Genomic DNA, 19163 nt, shown 5'->3' with positions numbered 1-19163 from the left:
TCACCTACGGCAAGGGTCGTCTGCTCGGTGGCTATATGTGTCGTCGCTTGATGCGTGCTTTGTCGCGTCACCGTGAGGTGGTCTGCGTCTCGCATGTCTGTCGGGACTACTACCGCAAGGGTCTTCCCACGAAGGTTAGCGTCTATGTCGCACCCAATGGCATTAACAACGAACTCTTTGCTCCTCCCGCCAGCTCCTCCGAACGGACACAGCTACGTAGCCAGCTAAACCTCCCCGAGCAGGGCTACGTCATCACATATTGCGGAGGTCTCATCAAGCGCAAAGATCCCGAGCTCATCCTACGCGCCATGCGTCGTCTGAAGAGGCGACGCCAGCTACCGAGTGACCTGCGTCTTCTCTTCCTGGGCAAGGGTCCTCTAGAGAGACGCTGCCGACAACTGGCTATGCCCTTGGGCGAGCAGGTTCAGTTTGTCGGCTTTACCGATCGTGTGGCGGAATATCTAAGTGCTTCAGATGCCTTGATTACGGCTAGTCATGCCGAGGGCTTACCGCTTAACGTCATCGAGGGCGTAGCTTCGGGATGCGTGGTCATTCACTCGAATTTGTCTATCTTTGACGAGATATTGGAGTATGTTCCTCAGATGGTAGCTCTACGTTTTGACATAGGGAGTGTATCTCAGTGTGCAGACTGTATACTAAAAGCACCCTCTGTGACGTTTGATAGACAAGAAGCTCTGGAGATGGGCGCACTGTATGGTCGCCAACGCATGGCGCTACAGTACCATCGCATCTACCAGCAACTACTGAGGAAATATCTTGGATAACGCATAAATAGATAGGCAATAGATAGGTGCTAACGACTGGCTCTATAGTACTCTACAAGAGTAATGCGTCCTTTGTGGAGCAGATCATTGAGGACTTCTTTCGAACGCCCTCACAGCCACGGGTGGAGACGGACAAGCGTCTCTACCTGATCGACAATTCACCTACGGACGAGATGTGCTACCTTGCAGAGCTCCCCGTCGGCAAGGGTCGGATCTACTACGAGCATCAGCCGAGCAACCTAGGCTTTGGCAAGGCACACAACATAGCCATACGCCTAGCCCACAGCGAGGGCGCTCGTTACCATGTGATCATCAATCCCGACGTGCGCTTTGACGAGACGGTGCTAGATACGCTTACCGCTTATATGGAGGAGCACGAGGAGGTGGGGCTCGTATCTCCGTTTGTCTACTATCCTGACGGCCGTCCGCAGCAACTCTGCAAGCTCCTCCCTAGACCGTGCGATGTGCTCTTGCGTCGCTTCTCTTTCAGTCAGTGGGTACGCGACAAGGTCAATAAGCGGTACGAGATGCATTGGCTCGACTATAGCAAGCCTGTGGAGGTACCCTACTTGTCGGGTTGCTTCATGTTCACAAGGATGGAGACACTGGAGCGTGTCGGAGGCTTTGATGAGCGCTTCTTTATGTATGTCGAGGACACCGACCTCTCTAGACGCATCGGCCAAGTCTCCAAGACGATCTGTCATCCGGAGGCCAAGATCACGCATGTCCACAGCCGAGGCTCGTATCACGATGCGAAGCTCCTATGGCACCATATCTCCTCGATGGTCAAGTACTTCAACAAGTGGGGCTGGTGGTGCGATGCGGAGCGCAAAGAGATCAACGCACGCTATATACCTAAGGAAGCGAAGCTATGAGTCCAGAACTACCTCTCTCTGTCATCATTCCTATATATAATGGCGCAAAGACTATCGCACGCTGCCTAGACTCTCTCGTCGCTATCCTTGACGCTGCGACGGCTATAGAGATTATCGTGATCAATGATGGGAGCCAAGATGAGACACTGGAGGTAGTGACCAACTATCAGACGCAACATCCTGAGCAACGTATACACATCATCAGCCAAACCAACCAAGGTCAGTCGGCAGCTCGCAACAAAGGTCTAGAAGTAGCTCAGGGAGCCTACGTTTGGTTTGTCGATGCCGATGACTGGGTGGATAGTGTCGCAGCAAGTTACCTGCTCACACTCATTGCCCAGGACACGTACGACATGCTCTGCTTTGGCGTACGCAATGTCGCAGACGAGGGGGAGGAGGTTCCCTCCGAGTGGATGGACACCTCCGTACATGACTTTGACCAGCTTCAGTGTACTGATGGGAGAGCGCTCTTGACGCAGCACAATTTGTCGGGAAGTGTCTGCTCATTTCTTTGGCGGCGCACCATGCTCGAGGAGCATCAAGCACGCTTTATGGAGGGGTTGCTTCATGAGGATGCGCTCTTCTACTGGCACTACACAGCCTATGCCGAGCGGGTACTACTCGTCCCTATCGTAGCCTATTGCTACTATCAGAGAGCTGACTCTACCATTCACAATCCCGACACGCTACACCTCCGAGGGATCTCTCGTCTAGAGGGTTCCTTCAGACTACTCGAGTGTGCCAAAGGTCAGGACGACCTGCACTCATTCTATCTGAAACTAGCCTCTGGCTTTTATCGATCAGGTCTGCGTATGGTCGCTCGCTATGGCACGGTCTCCGAGCTCAAAGCCTACACACAGCGTATGAAGCAGTCGGGGAACCACAAGCTCCTCATGCGCTACGCTGGTCGTAAGGGTGCTCCGCTCATTCGTATAGCGCATTGCGCCCCTAGGCTCTTCAATCTGATCGCTCACATACTCCCCCCTGTAGCATAGACTGGCATGTATCGTAACTACATCAAGCGACTCCTAGACATCATCTGCTCCCTGCTGGGACTGACCATCCTGTCTCCACTGCTTCTTGTGGTGATCGTGGTGATGTCCTTTGCCAATAAGGGGACTGGAGTCTTCTTTTCTCAGGCACGTCCTGGACGAGGGGAGCGACTCTTTAATATGTACAAGTTCAAGTCGATGACGGACGAGCGAGATGCTGCGGGCAATCTGCTCCCCGATGCGAAGCGACTGACCGCTATGGGGCGGTTTATCCGCAAAACCTCCATCGACGAACTACCGCAACTGTGGAATGTGCTACGTGGTGATATGAGCCTCGTGGGTCCTCGCCCCTTCCTAGCCACCTATCGTCAGATCCCTACGGAGCGTCACAGAGTGGAGATCATCAGTGTCTCCATCGAGGGCGACCCGATAGCAATCACTCCAGCACAGCGGATCCGATATCAGGTGCGTCCTGGGATCACCGGCTTAGCACAGATCAATGGCCGTAACAAGCTAAGCTATCAGCATCGCTTTACGTATGATGCGTGGTATGTGCGTCATCTCTCCTTCGCCCTAGATCTCAAGATCCTCTTAAAGACCGTCGGTCTGACGCTCAAGATGAAAGATGTCTCCTCGGCAACGAGCGAGACGAGTAACCACTTGTAGGAACACACGGCTCGTCTCTAGCAGGAGAGCGTCCGTCCCCGTTAGCACCACGATGCTGTAACCTTTGACACAACGGACGCTCGACCGAGCGTCCCTACATGTCGTTACACGTGAGGATTTGCATATCTCGGGAAGATTTGGTTACTTTGCAGTACCATTAAGTAACCAACAAGTAATCACAGCCTATAGAATAGACAGCTACCTTTTATAAATACAAAGGATACTCTCTATATATGACCACACTCCGTACGTGCAGCGACGATGAGCTCGTCTGCCAATATTGTGAGGGCTGTGATAGAGCTTTTGCAGAGCTCCTCCGTCGGTACGAAGCCGACATACATAACTATATCTTCTTGACTGTCGCGGATAGCGATGCTGCTGACGATCTCTTTCAGGAGGTCTTCATCAAGGTGATGCGTACCCTCAAGGAGGGTAAGTACCGTGCCAAGGGTAAGTTCAAGGCTTGGCTCCTACGCCTGACGCACAACATGATGATGGATCACTTTCGCAGTGAGAAGCGATCACTCTACGTGACCAACTACGATACCAATCAGCAGATCCTCGATCTGACACCGGCGAGCGACCTACCCGAAGACTTCTTTGACGATCAGGAGGCTATGTACCACCAGATATCGCTCTGCGTCGAGGATCTTCCCGAAGCGCAAAAAGAGGTACTCAAGATGAGGATCTACGAAGATATCCCCTTCAAAGAGATCGCCGAGCGCACCGAGGTAAGCATCAGCACAGCCCTGGGACGTATGCGCTACGCGCTGATCAATCTGCGTAAGATGGCACGTGAGCGCAATATTGCGCCCGTCTAAGCGTTTAGTCTGTGTAAGGGGGATCTAGCAAGTTGTAGCCCATCTGGACTGACAGCCTCGCCCTCCCCCATCACATGACTAGACGACTATGGATATACGACTACCCTATCTCACCCCCACCAGTCTCTCCGAGGCTCTAGAGGCATCCTCTCGAGCAAGACAATCTACACATCACCAAGAGATGATACAGCATCTCCTCGAGCTGGCGCAGAGCGGGGTGTAGTAAGCACAATCCCGAGAGCTGCCGACGATAATCTGACGACCTCATCACGTCCCCACGGAGGCATTCGCAAGCTGAGAGCTCAAGAAGGCGCTTTGTTCAAAAAAAAAGAAAACTTGATTATTTCATAGGGCTTCGGTGCGAAGCTATCACGACTGCGAGATGAGTTGCTCTAACTGGTCTACCCAGCGGGGCAGGCTGTCGCCTTCTTGTAGTGGTGCATAACGTGCTAGCTCAATCTCTGATAGGAGGGTAAGCCAAACATTGACATCTGCGTCCGCTACGCCTTGCTGCTTGAGCGCACTCGCTAGTTGCTGTCGCATAAGACTGGAGGTGGTGAGTGCGTAGCGATCTTGGAGATACTGCGTTATGGTCGCATAGAGTTGGGTCGTAGCCTCGGACTGCTGTCCCGCCTTGACGAGCTGACGTATCGCTTGGATCTGCTGCTCCGCCATGGGCGTGGAGCGCTTCTTGTGATAAGCGACATGGTCGGCACGTAGGCGCTGACCACTATGGATGATCCTGTAGGCGACCCCACCAGCGATGATAAGAAGCAGGTAAAGGAACCAGTAAGCCCAGCCAGCACGGCTCCAGGGGTGCCATCCGCTCATCGGAGCAGGAGCCTCGTAAGGGTAGGGTGCATATCGCTGTGAGTTGGTGCCTGCCTCTCCAGCTTTACCCACTTGTGGCACATCGTTGGAGCCTTGCTTGACCTCAATACGGATAGGCGCTGTAGTGGCGGTGCGGTAGCTACTCGTAGCTGGATCAAAGTAGGGGAGACTGACGGCTGGTAGCGTCTGCTGTCCCGTGGCATGCGGTATGATGGTGTATTCGTAGGTGCGGTGCACCTCGGTATTGCCATTTTGCACCTTTTGGTCGTCACGGATGAGCTGTGGCTCGTACACTTCAAATTTGTCGGACAAACCTAGCTCTGGAGCTAAGAGTAGGGAGACGTTGCCCCGCCCAGTGATGTCTAGTCGATAGGTCATGGCGCGACCCGTCTCGTAGGTCGGATCGGGAGCGGAGAGCGTGCCTTGGATCTGGAAGGAGCCGACCAACTGATCGTACCCTTCGGGAGCACCCTCGGGGAGTGGTCGTACGGTCAACTTCAAGGGTTGCGAGTGCAACTTCTTATGTGTCGTTGCGACAGCTTTATTGGCAAAAAGATCCTCTTCGTTGTCCACATTCCGATTCACCGCCACTTGAAATTCATACTCAAAGGAGGGGATGGTCAACTCACCGCTACGCTGCGGGTAAGCGAGGATTTGCCAGATGAGCGCCTTGTACATGAGCCTGCCACCGACCCGCTCAGTGCCCCAGGTGGTGCGCTGTATCGGTATTTCCTTGGTGACGAAGTCGGTCACCTCGGGGGGCTTGCGATCTACGCCTGAGAGGTTACCGTAGCGTGAGTAAAGGTAGAGCGATACAAGGACTGGCTGCTGCGTGTAGACCGACTGCGACGAGACAACGGCACGCATATACATGTCTCGGTCTGCTATCCGTAGCGACTGGCCCGCAGCGAGCGACTGCTGTGACAGCCCCTGAGCCTTGACGACTTGTACGCGCTTGGATAGTGCCTTGAGGCTCCGCTGTCCGACTCGTAGCTGAGCCGCGCTGATGGAGTATGTGCCCGCCTTGCTCGCTTGCAGGGTATAGGTGATGGTGGTGTACTCTTTGGAGGTGCCTCCACGCATCTCATGTAGCACGTTGAACTGCGGACCGTAGAGGACCTTCAGCTCGGAGGCAATCTGCGGAGCGGTAAAAGCGCCCAGCTCGTGTGCTCCGGCAGTACGATAAACTAACCGAAAGGTCTCGCCCTCGGCGACCTGCGGAGGAACGATCACTGTGAGCTGTGCTAAGCCCGCGAAGGCGACGGCACAGAGCCATGTGAGCATCAGGAGGGTGCGTTGTATCGAAGTGCGTAGGCGTAGCATTACCAGTTCTTCTTGTTCGGATTCTGTTGCTGTGGCTGGCGCTGGTTGATGCGCTGGCGTGTGTGCTGCTCTTGCTGGCGGAGCGCATCGAGGATACGGTCAGCCTGTGACTTGTCGAGGTCGGGCTTCTTGCCTTGCGGCTGCTCGTTGGGCTGCTGCTCGGGAGGAGTCTGCGACTGATCGGACTGTGACCCTCCGCCACCGCCTCCACCGCCACCTTGCTGTGGGGGCTGCTTGTTGAGCTTGATTGCTAGGGCTAAGTTGTAGCGCGTCTCATTGTCAGTAGGGTTTCTGCGGAGGGACTCTTTGTAAGCTTCGATCGCTTTGTCATACTGTCGGGTATCCATACAGCGGTTGCCCAAGTTGTGCCACGCTAAGGCCTGCAAGCGAGGATCAGCCTTGCTGTCGCTCACTATACGCTGCCACATCTGCACGGCAGCAAGCGTGTCGCCAGACATGTAGAGTGCGTCGCCTAGGCCAAGTCGGGCTGGAGCGTAGACTGAGTCACGAGCCACGGACGAGAGGTAAGCCTTACGTGCTGACGAGTAGTTGCCCCGCTGGTAACTCTTGTTACCCCGCCGTGCGTCCAGTCGTACGGTCTGTCCGACGAGTGTCAGGCTAGAGAGCAAGAGTAAGACAATGTATAAAGACTTACGCATTATGATGACCAAAGATTTGAATACGACTGAAGAGGCGACTCTTGCGACGCATGATCCCATTGGCAAGCAGGAGCAAGATAAGCGCTGCTAGCGTGGGGAGCGCGTAGAGCTCCTCGATCTGATCTCCTTCGCCACTCAGATTGGCTTGGGGCAAAGTGCGGAGCTGGTTGACCAACTGGTTGCTAATGGCTCGGGGACTGCTACCGACTAAGCTCTGCCCGCCCGTAGCATCAGCAATCTCTGCCGTAATCTCAGGGTTAGGCTTTGAGAGTACAGGCACGCCTAGCGAGTCGGTGAGGAGTGTTTCGCCAATGGGTATGGTAGCTCCCTCGGGGAGTCCGATGGTTACGACGTAAGCTTTGACCCCTTGCTCCTTGAGTCGCTCAATGCCCTCCTCTAGTCCGCCTTCGTGGTCCTCGCCATCGGTTAAGAGAATGACCGCTTTGCCAGCTCGTGAGGGAGCTGAGAGCGCTTGGGCGGAACGCTCGAGTGCTTGTCCTAGATTGGTGCCTTGGTTGGAGACCATACCTGGTTGTATATCTGCGAGAAAGGTCTGAGCCGTCGGCAAGTCGGGCGTGAGTGGCAGACGTATGTAAGCGCCTCCAGCGAAGACGATCATGGCGATCCGTGAGCCCGCCAACTGCTGCATCGTATGGGTCACAATCTGCTTGGCAAAGCCGATACGGTCGGGCTTGACATCACGTGCCGCCATCGAGTTGGAGACGTCTATGCAAAAGGCGAGGTCCACACCGACCGTCTGCTGTGCCGAGACGGGCGCATGGGTGTAGAGTTGTGGTCGAGCCAGTGCCACGATGAGCAGAGCGATGGAGAGGAGCTTGAACGAGGCGCGCCACCAGTCACGCTTGACTGAGCGGTCGGGCATGATCTGCCGTAGCATCTGAGGCGTGGCGAAGCGCAACTGCTGCTTGCGTTGCCGTCTCTGTCCTGCGATCATGACGAGTAGCAGGAGTGGTACGAGTAGCAGGATCCACAGCAGGAGGGGATAGGCAAACTGTATCATGGGTTAGCTCGCAGCAAGGTGGTTCGTAATAAGAAGGCGGCGCCAAGGAGCACGATGGCGAGCAAAGCAAAGAGCATGTAGCGCTCTTCGTAAGCACTCACCGAGCGAGACGTCAGACGAGACTTCTCAAGAGAGTCGATCTCCTTGTAGATCTCGTGAAGCTTCGTCTCGTCGGTCGCACGATAGTACTTTCCGCCCGTTTGCTGGGCGATATGTCGTAGCGTGCCTTCGTCAATTTGTACGTTGGCCTCCACATATTCGATGCCAGAAGCGGTCTGCACGGGAAACTTGGCGACGCCATTGGTCCCAGCCGCCACGGTATAGATACGTATGCCGTACTGTTGCGCCAGTTCAGCGGCCATCGAGGGGGTTATGTCGCCCGCATTGTTTGACCCATCGGTCAGGAGGATGATCACTTTGCTCTTGTTGTCGCTACCGCGGAGCGTATTGATAGCGGTCGCCAGCCCTAGTCCGATGGCGGTGCCGTCCTCCAGCTGTCCTATCTCCGTGGCGTCGAGCATTTGTAGGATCACGTCGTGGTCCACCGTCAGCGGACAGAGCGTAAAGCTCTCCCCAGCGAAGACAACCAGACCGATATTGTCATTCGGACGAGCAGCGATCATCTCGCTCGCTACAGTGCGCGCTGCCTCAAAGCGGTTAGGCTTTAAGTCTAGCGCCTGCATACTACCACTGAGGTCCATGGCGAGGACAAGGTCGATGCCTTGTATCGATCGCTCCTCCCAGTGGCTGGAGTCCTGAGGACGAGCCAAGGCTAAGATCATTGCTACCATAGCTAGTAGTTCTAGGGCAAAAGGCAAAGCCCGCAGATAGCTTCGCCAGCCGCTTCCTTTAGGCAAAAGGCGGTACGCTGAGAGCGAAAGCTTTGCTTGGTGACGCTTGTTGTAGCAAATGTAGAGCAGCACCAGCAGCGGTAGGAGCAGGAGCGCCCAGAGCCACTCAGGATGAACCCATATCATAGCGACTTACCCTCCTTTCTGCTAGCTAGTTGATGCACAACCTCGTAGATGGTGGTCGCGTCTTCGTCTTGCCAAGCAGGCTCCGCCCAGGTGTCGGCAAAGCGGACCCACTCTGAGTGGATCACCCACTGCGCTAGCGCACTCTGAGGCACTTCGTAGGGAGCCTTTTGGAGTAGCTGAGCTAGTTCGCGAGCGGTCAATTCGTCTATCTCCAAGTCTAAGCCTTCGGTCAGATAGCTTCGCAAGGCGGTGATCAAGCCATCGTAGTAAGCGATCTGCTCCTCTTGCTGGTCAAAGGGTAGGGCACGCAGTGCTGCAAGCCTTTGGTCGAAAGTCTCCAAAGCGGTTAGCGGTACCACGACCACCTTTGGCTCGGGGCGTGTGCGCTTGTAGTGTCGGTACCACAAGATGAAGAGTACCACTGCGACGATGCCCAGCACCACCCACGTAATTGGGCTCATGAGGACGAGGAGGATGTACTCCCACCAGCGTAGCGAGACCGAAACAGGTGCTTTGATTGGGTTGTACTTGAGCGGTTGCGTCGTGTCCACCTCGGGCATTGTCACCTTGAGGTAAAGGGGCTTGGAGAAGTAGCTCTGACCGCCTACCGTCACGCCAAAAGCGGGTAGCTCCGCCATTCCCTCGGCAAACGAAGTGATGGTCATCAGCGCATTCAGCTGCACCTCTGTACCCTGGAGCGGTATCGTGTCGGTCACCTCAAAGGCAATCATCTCAGCCTGTCCCATCTGCTGTTCCTCAGGAATGACGAGGAGCGTGTTGTCCAGGTCATTCGTGCGGATCTTCATCTTGATCTCCGCATACTCGCCAATCTGAATCGTCGAGGGCGTCAGCTCCGTCGTGATCGCAATATCCTGCGCTGCCACGAAGCTCCATAGACCTCCGCCGCCACAGATCAGTAGTATATATAATAGTAGACGATATCGCATAGGTAGTTAGATGCGCTTGCGGAAGAGCTGCGAGAGGACGGGGATGATGTCTTCGCCGGTCTCGGCGATGGCCTGGTCGATGCCCGACTCACGCATTAGTCGCTCCCACTCGGTGGCAAAGGTCGTATAGTTGGTCGCGTACTGCTCACGAAGGCGTGCCGACGAAGTGTCTACATAGCGACTCGCTCCCGTCTCTAGGTCATGCACGAGTGTCAAGCCCATAGCCGAGAGGTCGTAGTCACGTCTGTCCACGACGCGTATCGCCAGCAGGTCATGTCTGCGTGCCGTGCGCTGGATCAGAGCTCGCTCCGCAGGGGTCGGTTCGTCGGTTATAAAGTCACTCACGATGAAGGCTGAGCAACGCTTCTTGACCACTCGCGAGAGCATCTCTAGGCTAGAAGAGATCTGTGTAGAGTTACGCTCGGGGCGGTAAGTCAGGATCTCACGAATGAGCTGTAGCACATGCTTGCGTCCCTGTCCTGCGGGGATGTAGCGCTCCACACGGTCGGTGTAAAGCATCAGCCCGACACGGTCGTTGTTGTGTATGCAGGCGAAGGCGATCGTCGCGGCAATCGTCGCAACCAGATCACGCTTCGTCTCACTCGTAGAGCCAAAGTCTAGACTGTGGGAAACATCCACGAGGAGCATAATCGTCAGTTCGCGCTCCTCCTCAAAGACCTTGACGTGTGGCTGCGCATAGCGTGCCGTCACGTTCCAGTCTATGTCTCGCACATCATCTCCTACGTAGTACTCCCGCACCTCGCTAAAAGCCATCCCTCGACCCTTAAAGGCTGAGCGGTACTGCCCAGCCAAGATGTTTTGGCTGAGGCCCCGAGCTTTGATTTCGATGCGTCTGACCTTGCGCAAGAGATCTTGCATGAGACTTTAGACTTTAGAGATTAGAAGTTAGAGATTAGATGTCCAATCCTTCCGATAGCTCCGATGGCTCCGATACTTTTAGCCAACAGCCAATTAAGGTACTGGCACCACGTTGATGATCTCGTCGATCGCTTTGTCGGCACTCATACCAACGGCTTCCGCCTCGTAGCTCATGCCGAGACGATGACGTAGCACGTCGTGGCACACGGCACGCACATCCTCAGGGATCACATAGGCTCTCTGAGCGATGAAGGCGTATGCTCGTGCAGCGGCTGCCAGCGAGATCGACGCACGTGGCGAAGCGCCATAAGCGATCATCCCTTGTAGCGCTGGGACGCTCTCTGCTTGTCGTGTTGCCATCACCAAGTCTACGATGTAGCGAAGGATCTTCTCATCTAGATAAACCTGCTGTACCGCTTCACGAGCTGCTAAGATCTGCTGAGCAGTCGTCACAGGCTTTACCGTGGGTAGCTGGCTAGCCAGATTCATCTCAATAATCTTCATCTCCTCCTCATGCGAGGGGTAGTCCAGCACCACCTTGAGGAGGAAGCGGTCTACCTGCGCCTCGGGCAGTCGGTAGGTACCCTCCTGCTCAATGGGGTTTTGCGTCGCCATCACTAGGAAAGGCGAGGGGAGCGGATAGGTCTCCTCACCGAGCGTCACCTGTCGCTCCTGCATCGCCTCGAGGAGCGCACTCTGCACCTTGGCTGGAGCACGGTTGATCTCATCTGCGAGGACAAAGTGAGCGAAGATAGGTCCCTTCTTGACCGAAAAAGACTCGGTACGCTGACTGTAGATCAGCGTACCGATGAGGTCAGCTGGGAGTAGGTCTGGGGTGAACTGTATGCGGCTATAGTCTGCATCAATGAGCTTAGCGAGCGTCGTGATAGCGAGTGTCTTAGCGAGCCCTGGTACACCCTCGAGGAGGATATGTCCATCGGCTAGCAAGCCGATCAAGAGCGACTCCACAAGATGCTCCTGCCCGATGATCGTAGTGTGCATCCCCTCTTGTAGCTGGCGTATGAAGCCACTCTGCTGGGTGATGTATGCTTGACGATTCTCTAGATCTGATACCTGCGTCATAGTTTTCTTCTAGCTTAGATGCTACAAAAGTAACGATAATCTCCGAATGAACGCTTCCTCCCCGTCATAACTCCAGGGCTGACGCATTATATCTTGAGACTGTTGCATAAAGGCGAATCTCTGTGTTGCTTTCGGGATTCGGCTTCGGTTACATACGGAGGTATGCTCCCTTCAGACCTCACCCTCAGCTCCTCACCACTTTGATAGCTCTAGCCAACAGCCAATAGCTAATACAGCAAAGGATAGTTGGAACATCTCAGGTACACTTAAGAGACTATCAACTATCTACGACTTAAACTTGATAGGACGAGCGGGACATCCTACTGCGACACAGTCTGTGGGGATGTCTTTTGTCACTACAGCTCCTGCTCCTATCGTTGAGTTTCCCCCTATGGAGATACGATTGATGATTGAAGAGCTTGTACCCATATAGACTTCCGCTCCGATATGAGTCTCCCCAGAGATGTTTACTGAAGGCATAAAAGAGCAGAAAGGCTCTATGACAGCGTCATGCCCGACCGTACAGCACAGGTTCAGCAGCGTAAAAGCACCAATAGTTATATCACAAGTGAGGATTGTTCCAGCACAGCAAAGAACGCCCTCATCAATAGAGACACTCTCCTCGTCTAGGATCGTAGCATCGGGACTGATTAGCGCAGGAAATGAGAGGTACTGCTTGTTAAGTCCGTCGTAGACTTTGCGTCTTGTGCTTGAGTCGCCAATAGCGATTGCTACATCAAGAGCCTCTTGTTGAGCGTTGAGAGCCTCCACCTTGCCCAGTATGGGCAGTCCATGAATAAGCTTCCCGCATTCCGCGCCATCATCGTAGAATCCCTTGACACGCCACCGAGACTCCTTCTTATTGATAGATTGTATAAGCCCTAAGATCTCTCGCCCCAGTCCTCCAGCTCCGATTATTACAATATCCTTCATAGTCTCTCTATCCTTCAAATGGCTCCATGGTGTCACAGCTAGCAGAGCTGATCCCCTCTCTTCTCAAGACCTTGACAACGGTACGCCATATAATAATATAGTCAAGACGAAAAGAGAGATGATCTACATACCAAACGTCCAGGGCGAACTTCCTCTCCCAGCTTATTGCATTTCGACCGGACACTTGCGCCCAGCCCGTAATGCCAGGCCTCACCTCGTGGCGACGCCGCTGTGATGCGCTATATAGAGGTAGATACTGTACCAAGAGCGGTCGTGGTCCGATGAAGCTCATATCCCCCTTGAGGACATTCCATAGCTGAGGTAGCTCGTCGAGCGAGGTCTTGCGGATGAAGCGACCAACAGACGTAAGCCGCTCCCCATCGGGGAGCAGATTGCCCTCCGCATCTTGTTCATCGGTCATACTCTTGAACTTGTAGAGCTTAAAGATTCGCTCGTCCTTGCCTGGGCGCTCCTGCGTGAAGAACGCTCCTGCTCCCTTATTGGCAAAGTGCAACCACACCGTCACTACCAGTAGCACTGGCGACAGCACAATCAGCATAATGAGGGCTCCTGTGAAGTCTAGTATGCGCTTGATATACTTCCTATAGATCATATTCGTTATTAGGTAGGCTTGAGCCACTACAAAGATAACGCTTCCTATGCGAACTGTTATAGTCTAAAATCTACGCGAAGGGGCTACTTATCATTCCCAGTCAAGCTACGGTACATCTCCAGCGTTGCTTGCCACACATCTTCCTGCTTATAGCGAGAGGCGATCAGAGGGCGAGCATTCTGCTGGCAGTGCATGTAAAGAGCTTTATCCTCAATCATACGCTTCATGGCTTGATATAGTGCTGCAGCATCGTAAGGCGGTATGATCAGCCCATTCTCTCCCTCTATGATGATTTCGTTGCAACCATTGATGTCGGAGACAACGCAGGGGAGCTCCATAGCACCCGCTTGCAGTACGACATTGGGAAAGCCCTCCCGATAGGAGGGAAAGGCCAGTGCATCAGCCGCAGCAAACCAAGGTCGCACATCATCTTGCCACCCTGCACAGTAGATAGCTGGGTGACTCTGTATCGTATGATAGACCTCCTCTGGTAGTGGATCTAGCTCCTGCTCGAAGTTGCCTACAAGTAGCAATCGAGCATCAGGATGCTCTTGCTGCAGACGAGTGAACGCCTCAACAAGTTCACAGATCCCCTTATCCCTCACGATCCGTCCTACAAAGATAAAGGTGAAGCTTCCACCCAGCTGCTTGCGGATCGGGTCTACAAGCTCTTCCGCTAGTAGCTCCTTACAGAAGTGCTGCACATTAATTCCGTTGGAGCTTCCATCTCCGATTACTCTTAGCTTGTCTGGTGATGCTAGCTTTAGAGAGATAATTGTGTCTCGTAACTTATGTGAGTTCGGATAGACAGAGGTGGCACATCTATAAGTGATTCGCTCAACCAAGTTTAAGATCTTGCGCTTGAATCCACTATGAACAAGCAGTGGTAACCCCGCCACAGTATGTATGCGTATAGGGACATGGCACAACCAGCCAGCCAGCATACCCATTAGTCCAGCCTTAGGTGTATGAGAGTGTATGATGTCAGGGCGCTCTTTGCGAATGAGCCGGATCATATCTCGGAGAGCTAAGAGATCCTCCCTGATACTAATAGGTCTGACTAAGTGAGGCTGTGGAACAAATCGCACCCCATTTAGTTGTGGTATCCCATCCTTTGGAAAGGGTCCTCCAGAGGCTGTGATGACCTGGTAACCCTGCTGCTGCATAAATTGCGCTTGTCCATCTATCAACTTGAAAGAGATTGAACTCGTTACCACTCTCAGGATCTTAATCTTCTCTGTTGTCTTCGCTTGCATGACCAAAAACGAGGTTATATACGTCAGTTCTACTTGAGCCTCTCTATTAGAGCATTCATCTTCTGCATAAAGAACGTGATCGATCTTTTGTTTAGCTCTCGGTTAAATAACGGTCGATTCTCAGCTGTAGATTCCTCTTCCAGCGACTCTTTCATCACCTTATATAAAGATGAGACCTGATTGGGGGGGCAGGTTAAGACTCCATCTATCGTATCAATACCTCCTGCGCAGAGGGTAGAGACGACACGATCACACTGGCTCATCATCTGCAAGAGTACATTGGGGAAGCCCTCTAGTAGCGAAGAGACGACACATAGTGTAGCCTGACGGAAGTAGGGATAGACATTCTCCACATTCCCCCTCAGCTCTACGGCATGCTCTAATTGTAGCTCCTGTAAGAGTTTTTCTAGGGTCTGACGACTTGCACCCTCTCCTAGGATCACTAGTCGAGTATCTTCAAATTGAGACTCCTTATGAAGTGAGTAAAAAGCTTTGATCAGCAGATCATATCCTTTGATAGGGATTAGTCTACCTGCAGCCACGATATAGCGATATGAGGGGAATAAGCATGTCTGCACACTCTTTTGAGCCGCATCGCTGATCTGTGCTAGGTCAATCGGGTTGGGTAGTACTTCAATCGCTTGAATACGCTTAGCTAATTGAGGAGCTCCTTGGACAAACTGCTCTTTCATCATTTGCGTTTGGCAGATCAATAGATTGACGGCAGGGTATCCCAAGGCGTGATGTATCCTGAAGCGAAGAGGTGGTCTCTTATACCTCAAAAACACGGAGCAACTCTCACGCGCCACTAAAGTTTGGATAGAGAGTACCCGGAGTCGCTTCAATAGCCCAGCAACCCCTGTCATATCGGTATGTGAAGTAAAGCAGATATCAAACTTGCGCCCACGAAGACGTATGAGGTTTAGTATAAGTTTGGGCATACCGCACCAAACGCTTTGTGACTGAGTGAAGATGAGCGATACGTTTGGCAGTTCTCCCAAACGATCCCAGCCATGGTATACCCTGCCTGTCAAAAAAGCAATGGTTATCTGCGTATCACTATCTGCTACAAGCTCTTTTGCGATGAGATGCAGTACAGTCTCTGCGCCACCTTTCAAAGAGTCTGTCGGTAGGATCAGTAATATCTGTCTCATAGTAAAGGAAACGAATATCGCTATTTGTGTGTTCGATTTGAGCTTGTCTCAGAGCTTAGAGCTTTCATGCTTGACTGACAATACATAGTGCTTCTCAGAGTCTAACATCACAAGCAGCTGTGCCTATTCAGTTACTTGCTGCTAGTTCAATCTTTGCGATGAAATTACTAATACTTCGGCTCTCTAATTCTTGTTCAAAGAGAGGACGATTCTTTGTTGTGTCTTCAGTCTCTAGGGCGTACTTCATCGCTTGATATAGCGCGTCAACATTATTAGGCTCACAAGTGATTAGCCCCGCTATCTGATCAATGCCCCCAGCACAGATTGTGGAGACCACACTATTGCACTGAGACATCATCTGTAGGAGCACATTAGGAAATCCCTCCATTCTAGACGATATAACGCATAGCGTAGCTCGCCTGAAATATGGATAAACATTTTTGCTCATACCTGGCAGTAGGACTTTAGCTTGTAGCCCCCTATGCTTGACCATACTCTCTAGGTTTTGTCGACCTGTTCCATCTCCGAGTATGAGTAACGTAACATCCTGAAAAGCGACCTCTTTTTGTAGCCTATCAAAAGCCTCGATCAATAGGTCAAAACCCTTTTCATTGATGAAGCGGCCTGCTGAAACTACAAGTCTTCCTTGACAGGGGATGGAGAAGTCTAGAGCTTTTAAGGCCTTCGCCTTCATTTCAGATGGGTTAACAGGGTTAGGGATAACGACTGGATTTACTCTTTTCGCTATAGATGGGGTCCCCTCTATAAATTGTTGCTTCATCTCCTCTGTCTGACAGATGAGGCAATCTAAAGCTCTATATCCCAAGTGATGATGTAGCTTATACGATCTTAGTTCCCTGCCCGTAAAGCGTAAAAACACTGACGAAGTCTCTCTACCTATAAAGTGCTTAGTCTTTAACACCCCAACCATACGCAATAGTCCAAGGAAGCTAGCTGTATGTGGATTGGACGTAAACACATAATCAAATCGGATACGTCGCAACCTAAAGACGTTGACTAACGAGGGAAATACCCCTCCTAGTTCTCGAGCGGAACTATTACTATAGAAGTGTACATTAGACAGTCCCTCCAGTACTTGCCAATCTCCGAAACGGATCTTTGTGAGAAATAAGATATACACATTTGCTCCATGAGAAGCATAGTGATTAGCAATTTGAAATAGCACCTCATCAGATCCTCCTACTCTAGAATCATTGGGTATGAAAACTAAGATATTTGACTTCATTTATCTGTGCTAGGTAATAAAAAAGAGTGAGGTCTCTATTTATTATAGGCTGTCTTCCAATCTAAGGTTTTAAGACCTTTCTTGACTATATAGTCTAGGTTTGTTAGGTATAACAATCCATACAATAGGAATGGAAATATCATAGTCTTTTGTCGCATTGCAATCCCTAGGTTAGACACACCATAAGAAAGTCCTACTAGGAGGAATAGGGCTGATAAGAGTGGGAATCCGAGCTGTCCCCAATCTATCGAAAAGCGTTTTTTGCGCTTGAAGAGCAAGGCTAGCATTGTGAAAACAAACGCAATCCAAAGAAGATTCTCAACGGAAGCTTCAAGGGTCAAAACGTTTCTAGCATCAAAGAAGAATGGACGAAACAGGTAAGCCACCATCTTGACAATGATTGGAGAATTACTTAAATCTACAAATGACCCAGTATCACTATAAGTTTCGGTAAAGCTCTCCGCATAACTAGCAACATCCGAGAGACTCTCAGATTTTGTAGTCTCGAGAAATCTATTGAAGATGAATGCAATGCCGACTGTAGTGATAGCAGCAATGAAGAGTTTTGTGAATAGATTGTACCTCCTTTTTGATAACAGAGCAGCGAGAAGAAAAGCTACTGCAACAACTCCTGCCACGTGGACTCTGATTATAGCTAGAGGTACTATCGCTAACAATATGAGCCACAATGGTCTCTTGAAGTGCCAAGCATAAATAATCAGAGATATAAGCAAAAAGCAGACCGAGTCCTTACCGATGGCACAGGTCCAGAAGTGAAGCTGTGGTAGCAGTAGTAGATACGTCCATCGGCTTGTCCTCAAAGGTTTGACTAGATCTAGAGCAACTTCTAGAATAAGAGTCCAGCCAATTAAACCTATAATAGAGAATATGATGAAGCACCCAAAGTAGTGGAGTCCAAACAAATGTATTAGAGGATAGCAAAGGAAGTGTACGCTACTTGTGGCATACTGGAGGTTAAGTATACTCAACCAACCTTCGCTATGAGACAGTGCTGTTGAATAATAAACCGTGCTATCACTACCATTAGGAAACCTTAGACTATAGAAGAAGTAGAACAAAGTCGTCACTAGATGAAGTAGCGTAAGTAAGGAAAAGAGCCTTTTACTTCCACGAACTTTTTTGCTGAGCACAATGGCTATCACCAAAAAGAAGACAAGAGACAAAACGTCTGCGACAGAAATAAATGAGAGTTGGGATATCACGCTACAGCAGTGTTTTCAAATACTTTTAATAAGCCATATTCTTCCATCAAAATGTTGATAGCGAGAATTGAAGTTTGTAGACAATCTAAAGGTGGATGATTCTTTCTATGAGTTAACAAACTTGTCGGGCTCTTATTTACGAGTGATAAGCTTGAGACTCTTTCTAAGAGTCATAAAGAGGGCGTGAAATAGACTGTCCAAGATTCCATATTTAGGACATGGTCGCTTGAGGGCCTCATCTACAGAGACTATGTTATTGGCTATAGAGCGTAGGCGCTCTCCTTCCCGCCTTATCTGTCCTAGCGAAGTTGCTGACGGATGGTAGCATATCGTGTATAGCCCCATTGGGATACGTCTGACTTTCCATAGTTGGAGTGGTAGCCACGTAAAACCATAGCGCTGGAATGGACGAAACGAAATTCCATCACTAATGATGGTTATGGACGAATGTTTTTTCAATGCTTCTAGAGTGTTCATGTCAAATGTGTGAGAGGGAGCTACCCAAACACGAGGAGAAAGGCCATGATTACGAAATATCTCGATACCAGACCTAATCTTCTCTTCCTGCCTCTCTAAAGGCAGTCCTGCAAACTCAGATTTTTGATTCAGAGGAACTAGCCCTGCTTCTTGAGTGATGTAGACATGATCGTATCCATGGAGAGCTATCTCCCAGCCCTTCTCTTTCCAGCGATTGACTGTCTCCCAAAAATCTCCTTTGTCTGGTGAAAGCTGCTGCTTGGGATCCCTGTTGTCTGGAATTACAGCAACAATTGGCTTGATGCTCAACTCATCAAATATTTGCTCAAACAATAGCCACCTCTCCCTATCCATTGTAGGGCAGGCATCGTCTATGCGGATGATATATTTACTTTTCATTGT

The 19163-nt window shown here is 51.4% G+C and carries 20 protein-coding genes; 6 read left to right on the top strand and 14 right to left on the bottom strand.

Annotation, left to right across the window (positions count from 1 at the left end; translation table 11 throughout):
* The 6 genes from Q0X57_RS02710 to Q0X57_RS02685 all read left to right on the top strand — a co-directional run.
* Positions 1–785 (top strand): glycosyltransferase family 4 protein (locus tag Q0X57_RS02710; protein WP_297727259.1); only part of this gene is annotated, 785 nt, incomplete at its 5' end.
* Positions 786–859: 74 nt separating this feature from the next.
* The gene (locus Q0X57_RS02705; RefSeq protein ID WP_297727256.1) at positions 860–1660 is read left to right on the top strand and encodes a glycosyltransferase family 2 protein; all 801 of its coding nucleotides are present in this window, start codon (positions 860–862) and stop codon (positions 1658–1660) included.
* Positions 1657–2655 (top strand): glycosyltransferase, encoded by a 999-nt coding sequence (locus tag Q0X57_RS02700; RefSeq protein WP_297727253.1) that lies wholly within the window; start codon positions 1657–1659, stop codon positions 2653–2655. The genes Q0X57_RS02705 and Q0X57_RS02700 overlap by 4 nt, the downstream gene beginning before the upstream one ends.
* A gap of 6 nt (positions 2656–2661) precedes the next feature.
* Entirely contained in the window at positions 2662–3318 is a 657-nt protein-coding gene (locus tag Q0X57_RS02695; protein WP_297727250.1) for a sugar transferase, read from the top strand.
* 233 nt (positions 3319–3551) lie between these two features.
* Positions 3552–4139 (top strand): sigma-70 family RNA polymerase sigma factor, encoded by a 588-nt coding sequence (locus Q0X57_RS02690; protein WP_297727247.1) that lies wholly within the window; start codon positions 3552–3554, stop codon positions 4137–4139.
* A gap of 88 nt (positions 4140–4227) precedes the next feature.
* Positions 4228–4362: a hypothetical protein gene (locus tag Q0X57_RS02685; RefSeq protein ID WP_297727244.1), complete on the top strand. Its 135-nt coding sequence runs from the start codon at positions 4228–4230 to the stop codon at positions 4360–4362.
* A 146-nt stretch (positions 4363–4508) separates the two neighbouring features.
* Here Q0X57_RS02685 and Q0X57_RS02680 read toward each other — a convergent pair whose 3' ends face one another.
* From Q0X57_RS02680 to Q0X57_RS02615, 14 genes are all read right to left on the bottom strand, one after another.
* Positions 4509–6293 carry a BatD family protein gene (locus Q0X57_RS02680; RefSeq protein ID WP_297727241.1) on the bottom strand — a complete coding sequence of 595 codons (1785 nt, stop codon included), beginning with the start codon at positions 6291–6293 and terminating at the stop codon, positions 4509–4511.
* Positions 6293–6952, bottom strand: a complete 660-nt coding sequence (locus Q0X57_RS02675; RefSeq protein WP_297727238.1) for a tetratricopeptide repeat protein — start codon at positions 6950–6952, stop codon at positions 6293–6295. The genes Q0X57_RS02680 and Q0X57_RS02675 overlap by 1 nt, the downstream gene beginning before the upstream one ends.
* On the bottom strand, positions 6945–7973 hold the full coding sequence (locus Q0X57_RS02670; RefSeq protein ID WP_297727235.1) for a VWA domain-containing protein: 1029 nt from the start codon (positions 7971–7973) through the stop codon (positions 6945–6947). Before Q0X57_RS02670 ends, Q0X57_RS02675 begins: the two co-directional genes overlap by 8 nt.
* Complete coding sequence (locus Q0X57_RS02665; RefSeq protein WP_297727232.1) at positions 7970–8950, bottom strand: VWA domain-containing protein; 981 nt, start codon at positions 8948–8950, stop codon at positions 7970–7972. Before Q0X57_RS02665 ends, Q0X57_RS02670 begins: the two co-directional genes overlap by 4 nt.
* On the bottom strand, positions 8947–9897 hold the full coding sequence (locus Q0X57_RS02660) for a hypothetical protein (protein WP_297727229.1): 951 nt from the start codon (positions 9895–9897) through the stop codon (positions 8947–8949). Before Q0X57_RS02660 ends, Q0X57_RS02665 begins: the two co-directional genes overlap by 4 nt.
* 6 nt (positions 9898–9903) lie before the next feature.
* Complete coding sequence (locus tag Q0X57_RS02655) at positions 9904–10776, bottom strand: DUF58 domain-containing protein (protein ID WP_297727226.1); 873 nt, start codon at positions 10774–10776, stop codon at positions 9904–9906.
* 93 nt (positions 10777–10869) lie between these two features.
* On the bottom strand, positions 10870–11859 hold the full coding sequence (locus Q0X57_RS02650; protein ID WP_297727223.1) for a MoxR family ATPase: 990 nt from the start codon (positions 11857–11859) through the stop codon (positions 10870–10872).
* Between the two features lie 285 nt (positions 11860–12144).
* A complete protein-coding gene (locus Q0X57_RS02645; protein WP_297727221.1) occupies positions 12145–12792 on the bottom strand; it encodes a NeuD/PglB/VioB family sugar acetyltransferase in 648 nt (215 codons plus the stop codon).
* 7 nt (positions 12793–12799) lie between these two features.
* A complete protein-coding gene (locus Q0X57_RS02640) occupies positions 12800–13402 on the bottom strand; it encodes a sugar transferase (protein WP_297727262.1) in 603 nt (200 codons plus the stop codon).
* Between the two features lie 86 nt (positions 13403–13488).
* Positions 13489–14661, bottom strand: coding sequence for a glycosyltransferase family 4 protein (locus tag Q0X57_RS02635; RefSeq protein ID WP_297727218.1), 1173 nt, complete (start codon positions 14659–14661; stop codon positions 13489–13491).
* Between the two features lie 29 nt (positions 14662–14690).
* Positions 14691–15815 carry a glycosyltransferase gene (locus Q0X57_RS02630; RefSeq protein ID WP_297727215.1) on the bottom strand — a complete coding sequence of 375 codons (1125 nt, stop codon included), beginning with the start codon at positions 15813–15815 and terminating at the stop codon, positions 14691–14693.
* A gap of 127 nt (positions 15816–15942) precedes the next feature.
* Complete coding sequence (locus tag Q0X57_RS02625) at positions 15943–17061, bottom strand: glycosyltransferase (protein ID WP_297727212.1); 1119 nt, start codon at positions 17059–17061, stop codon at positions 15943–15945.
* Positions 17062–17096: 35 nt separating this feature from the next.
* Positions 17097–17795, bottom strand: a complete 699-nt coding sequence (locus tag Q0X57_RS02620; protein ID WP_297727209.1) for a hypothetical protein — start codon at positions 17793–17795, stop codon at positions 17097–17099.
* 621 nt (positions 17796–18416) lie between these two features.
* Positions 18417–19163 (bottom strand): DUF2334 domain-containing protein (locus tag Q0X57_RS02615; RefSeq protein ID WP_297727206.1); only part of this gene is annotated, 747 nt, incomplete at its 5' end.

This window comes from uncultured Porphyromonas sp. (assembly GCF_947254915.1).
GTDB lineage: Bacteria > Bacteroidota > Bacteroidia > Bacteroidales > Porphyromonadaceae > Porphyromonas.
This window is presented reverse-complemented; position numbering and strand designations above follow the sequence as displayed.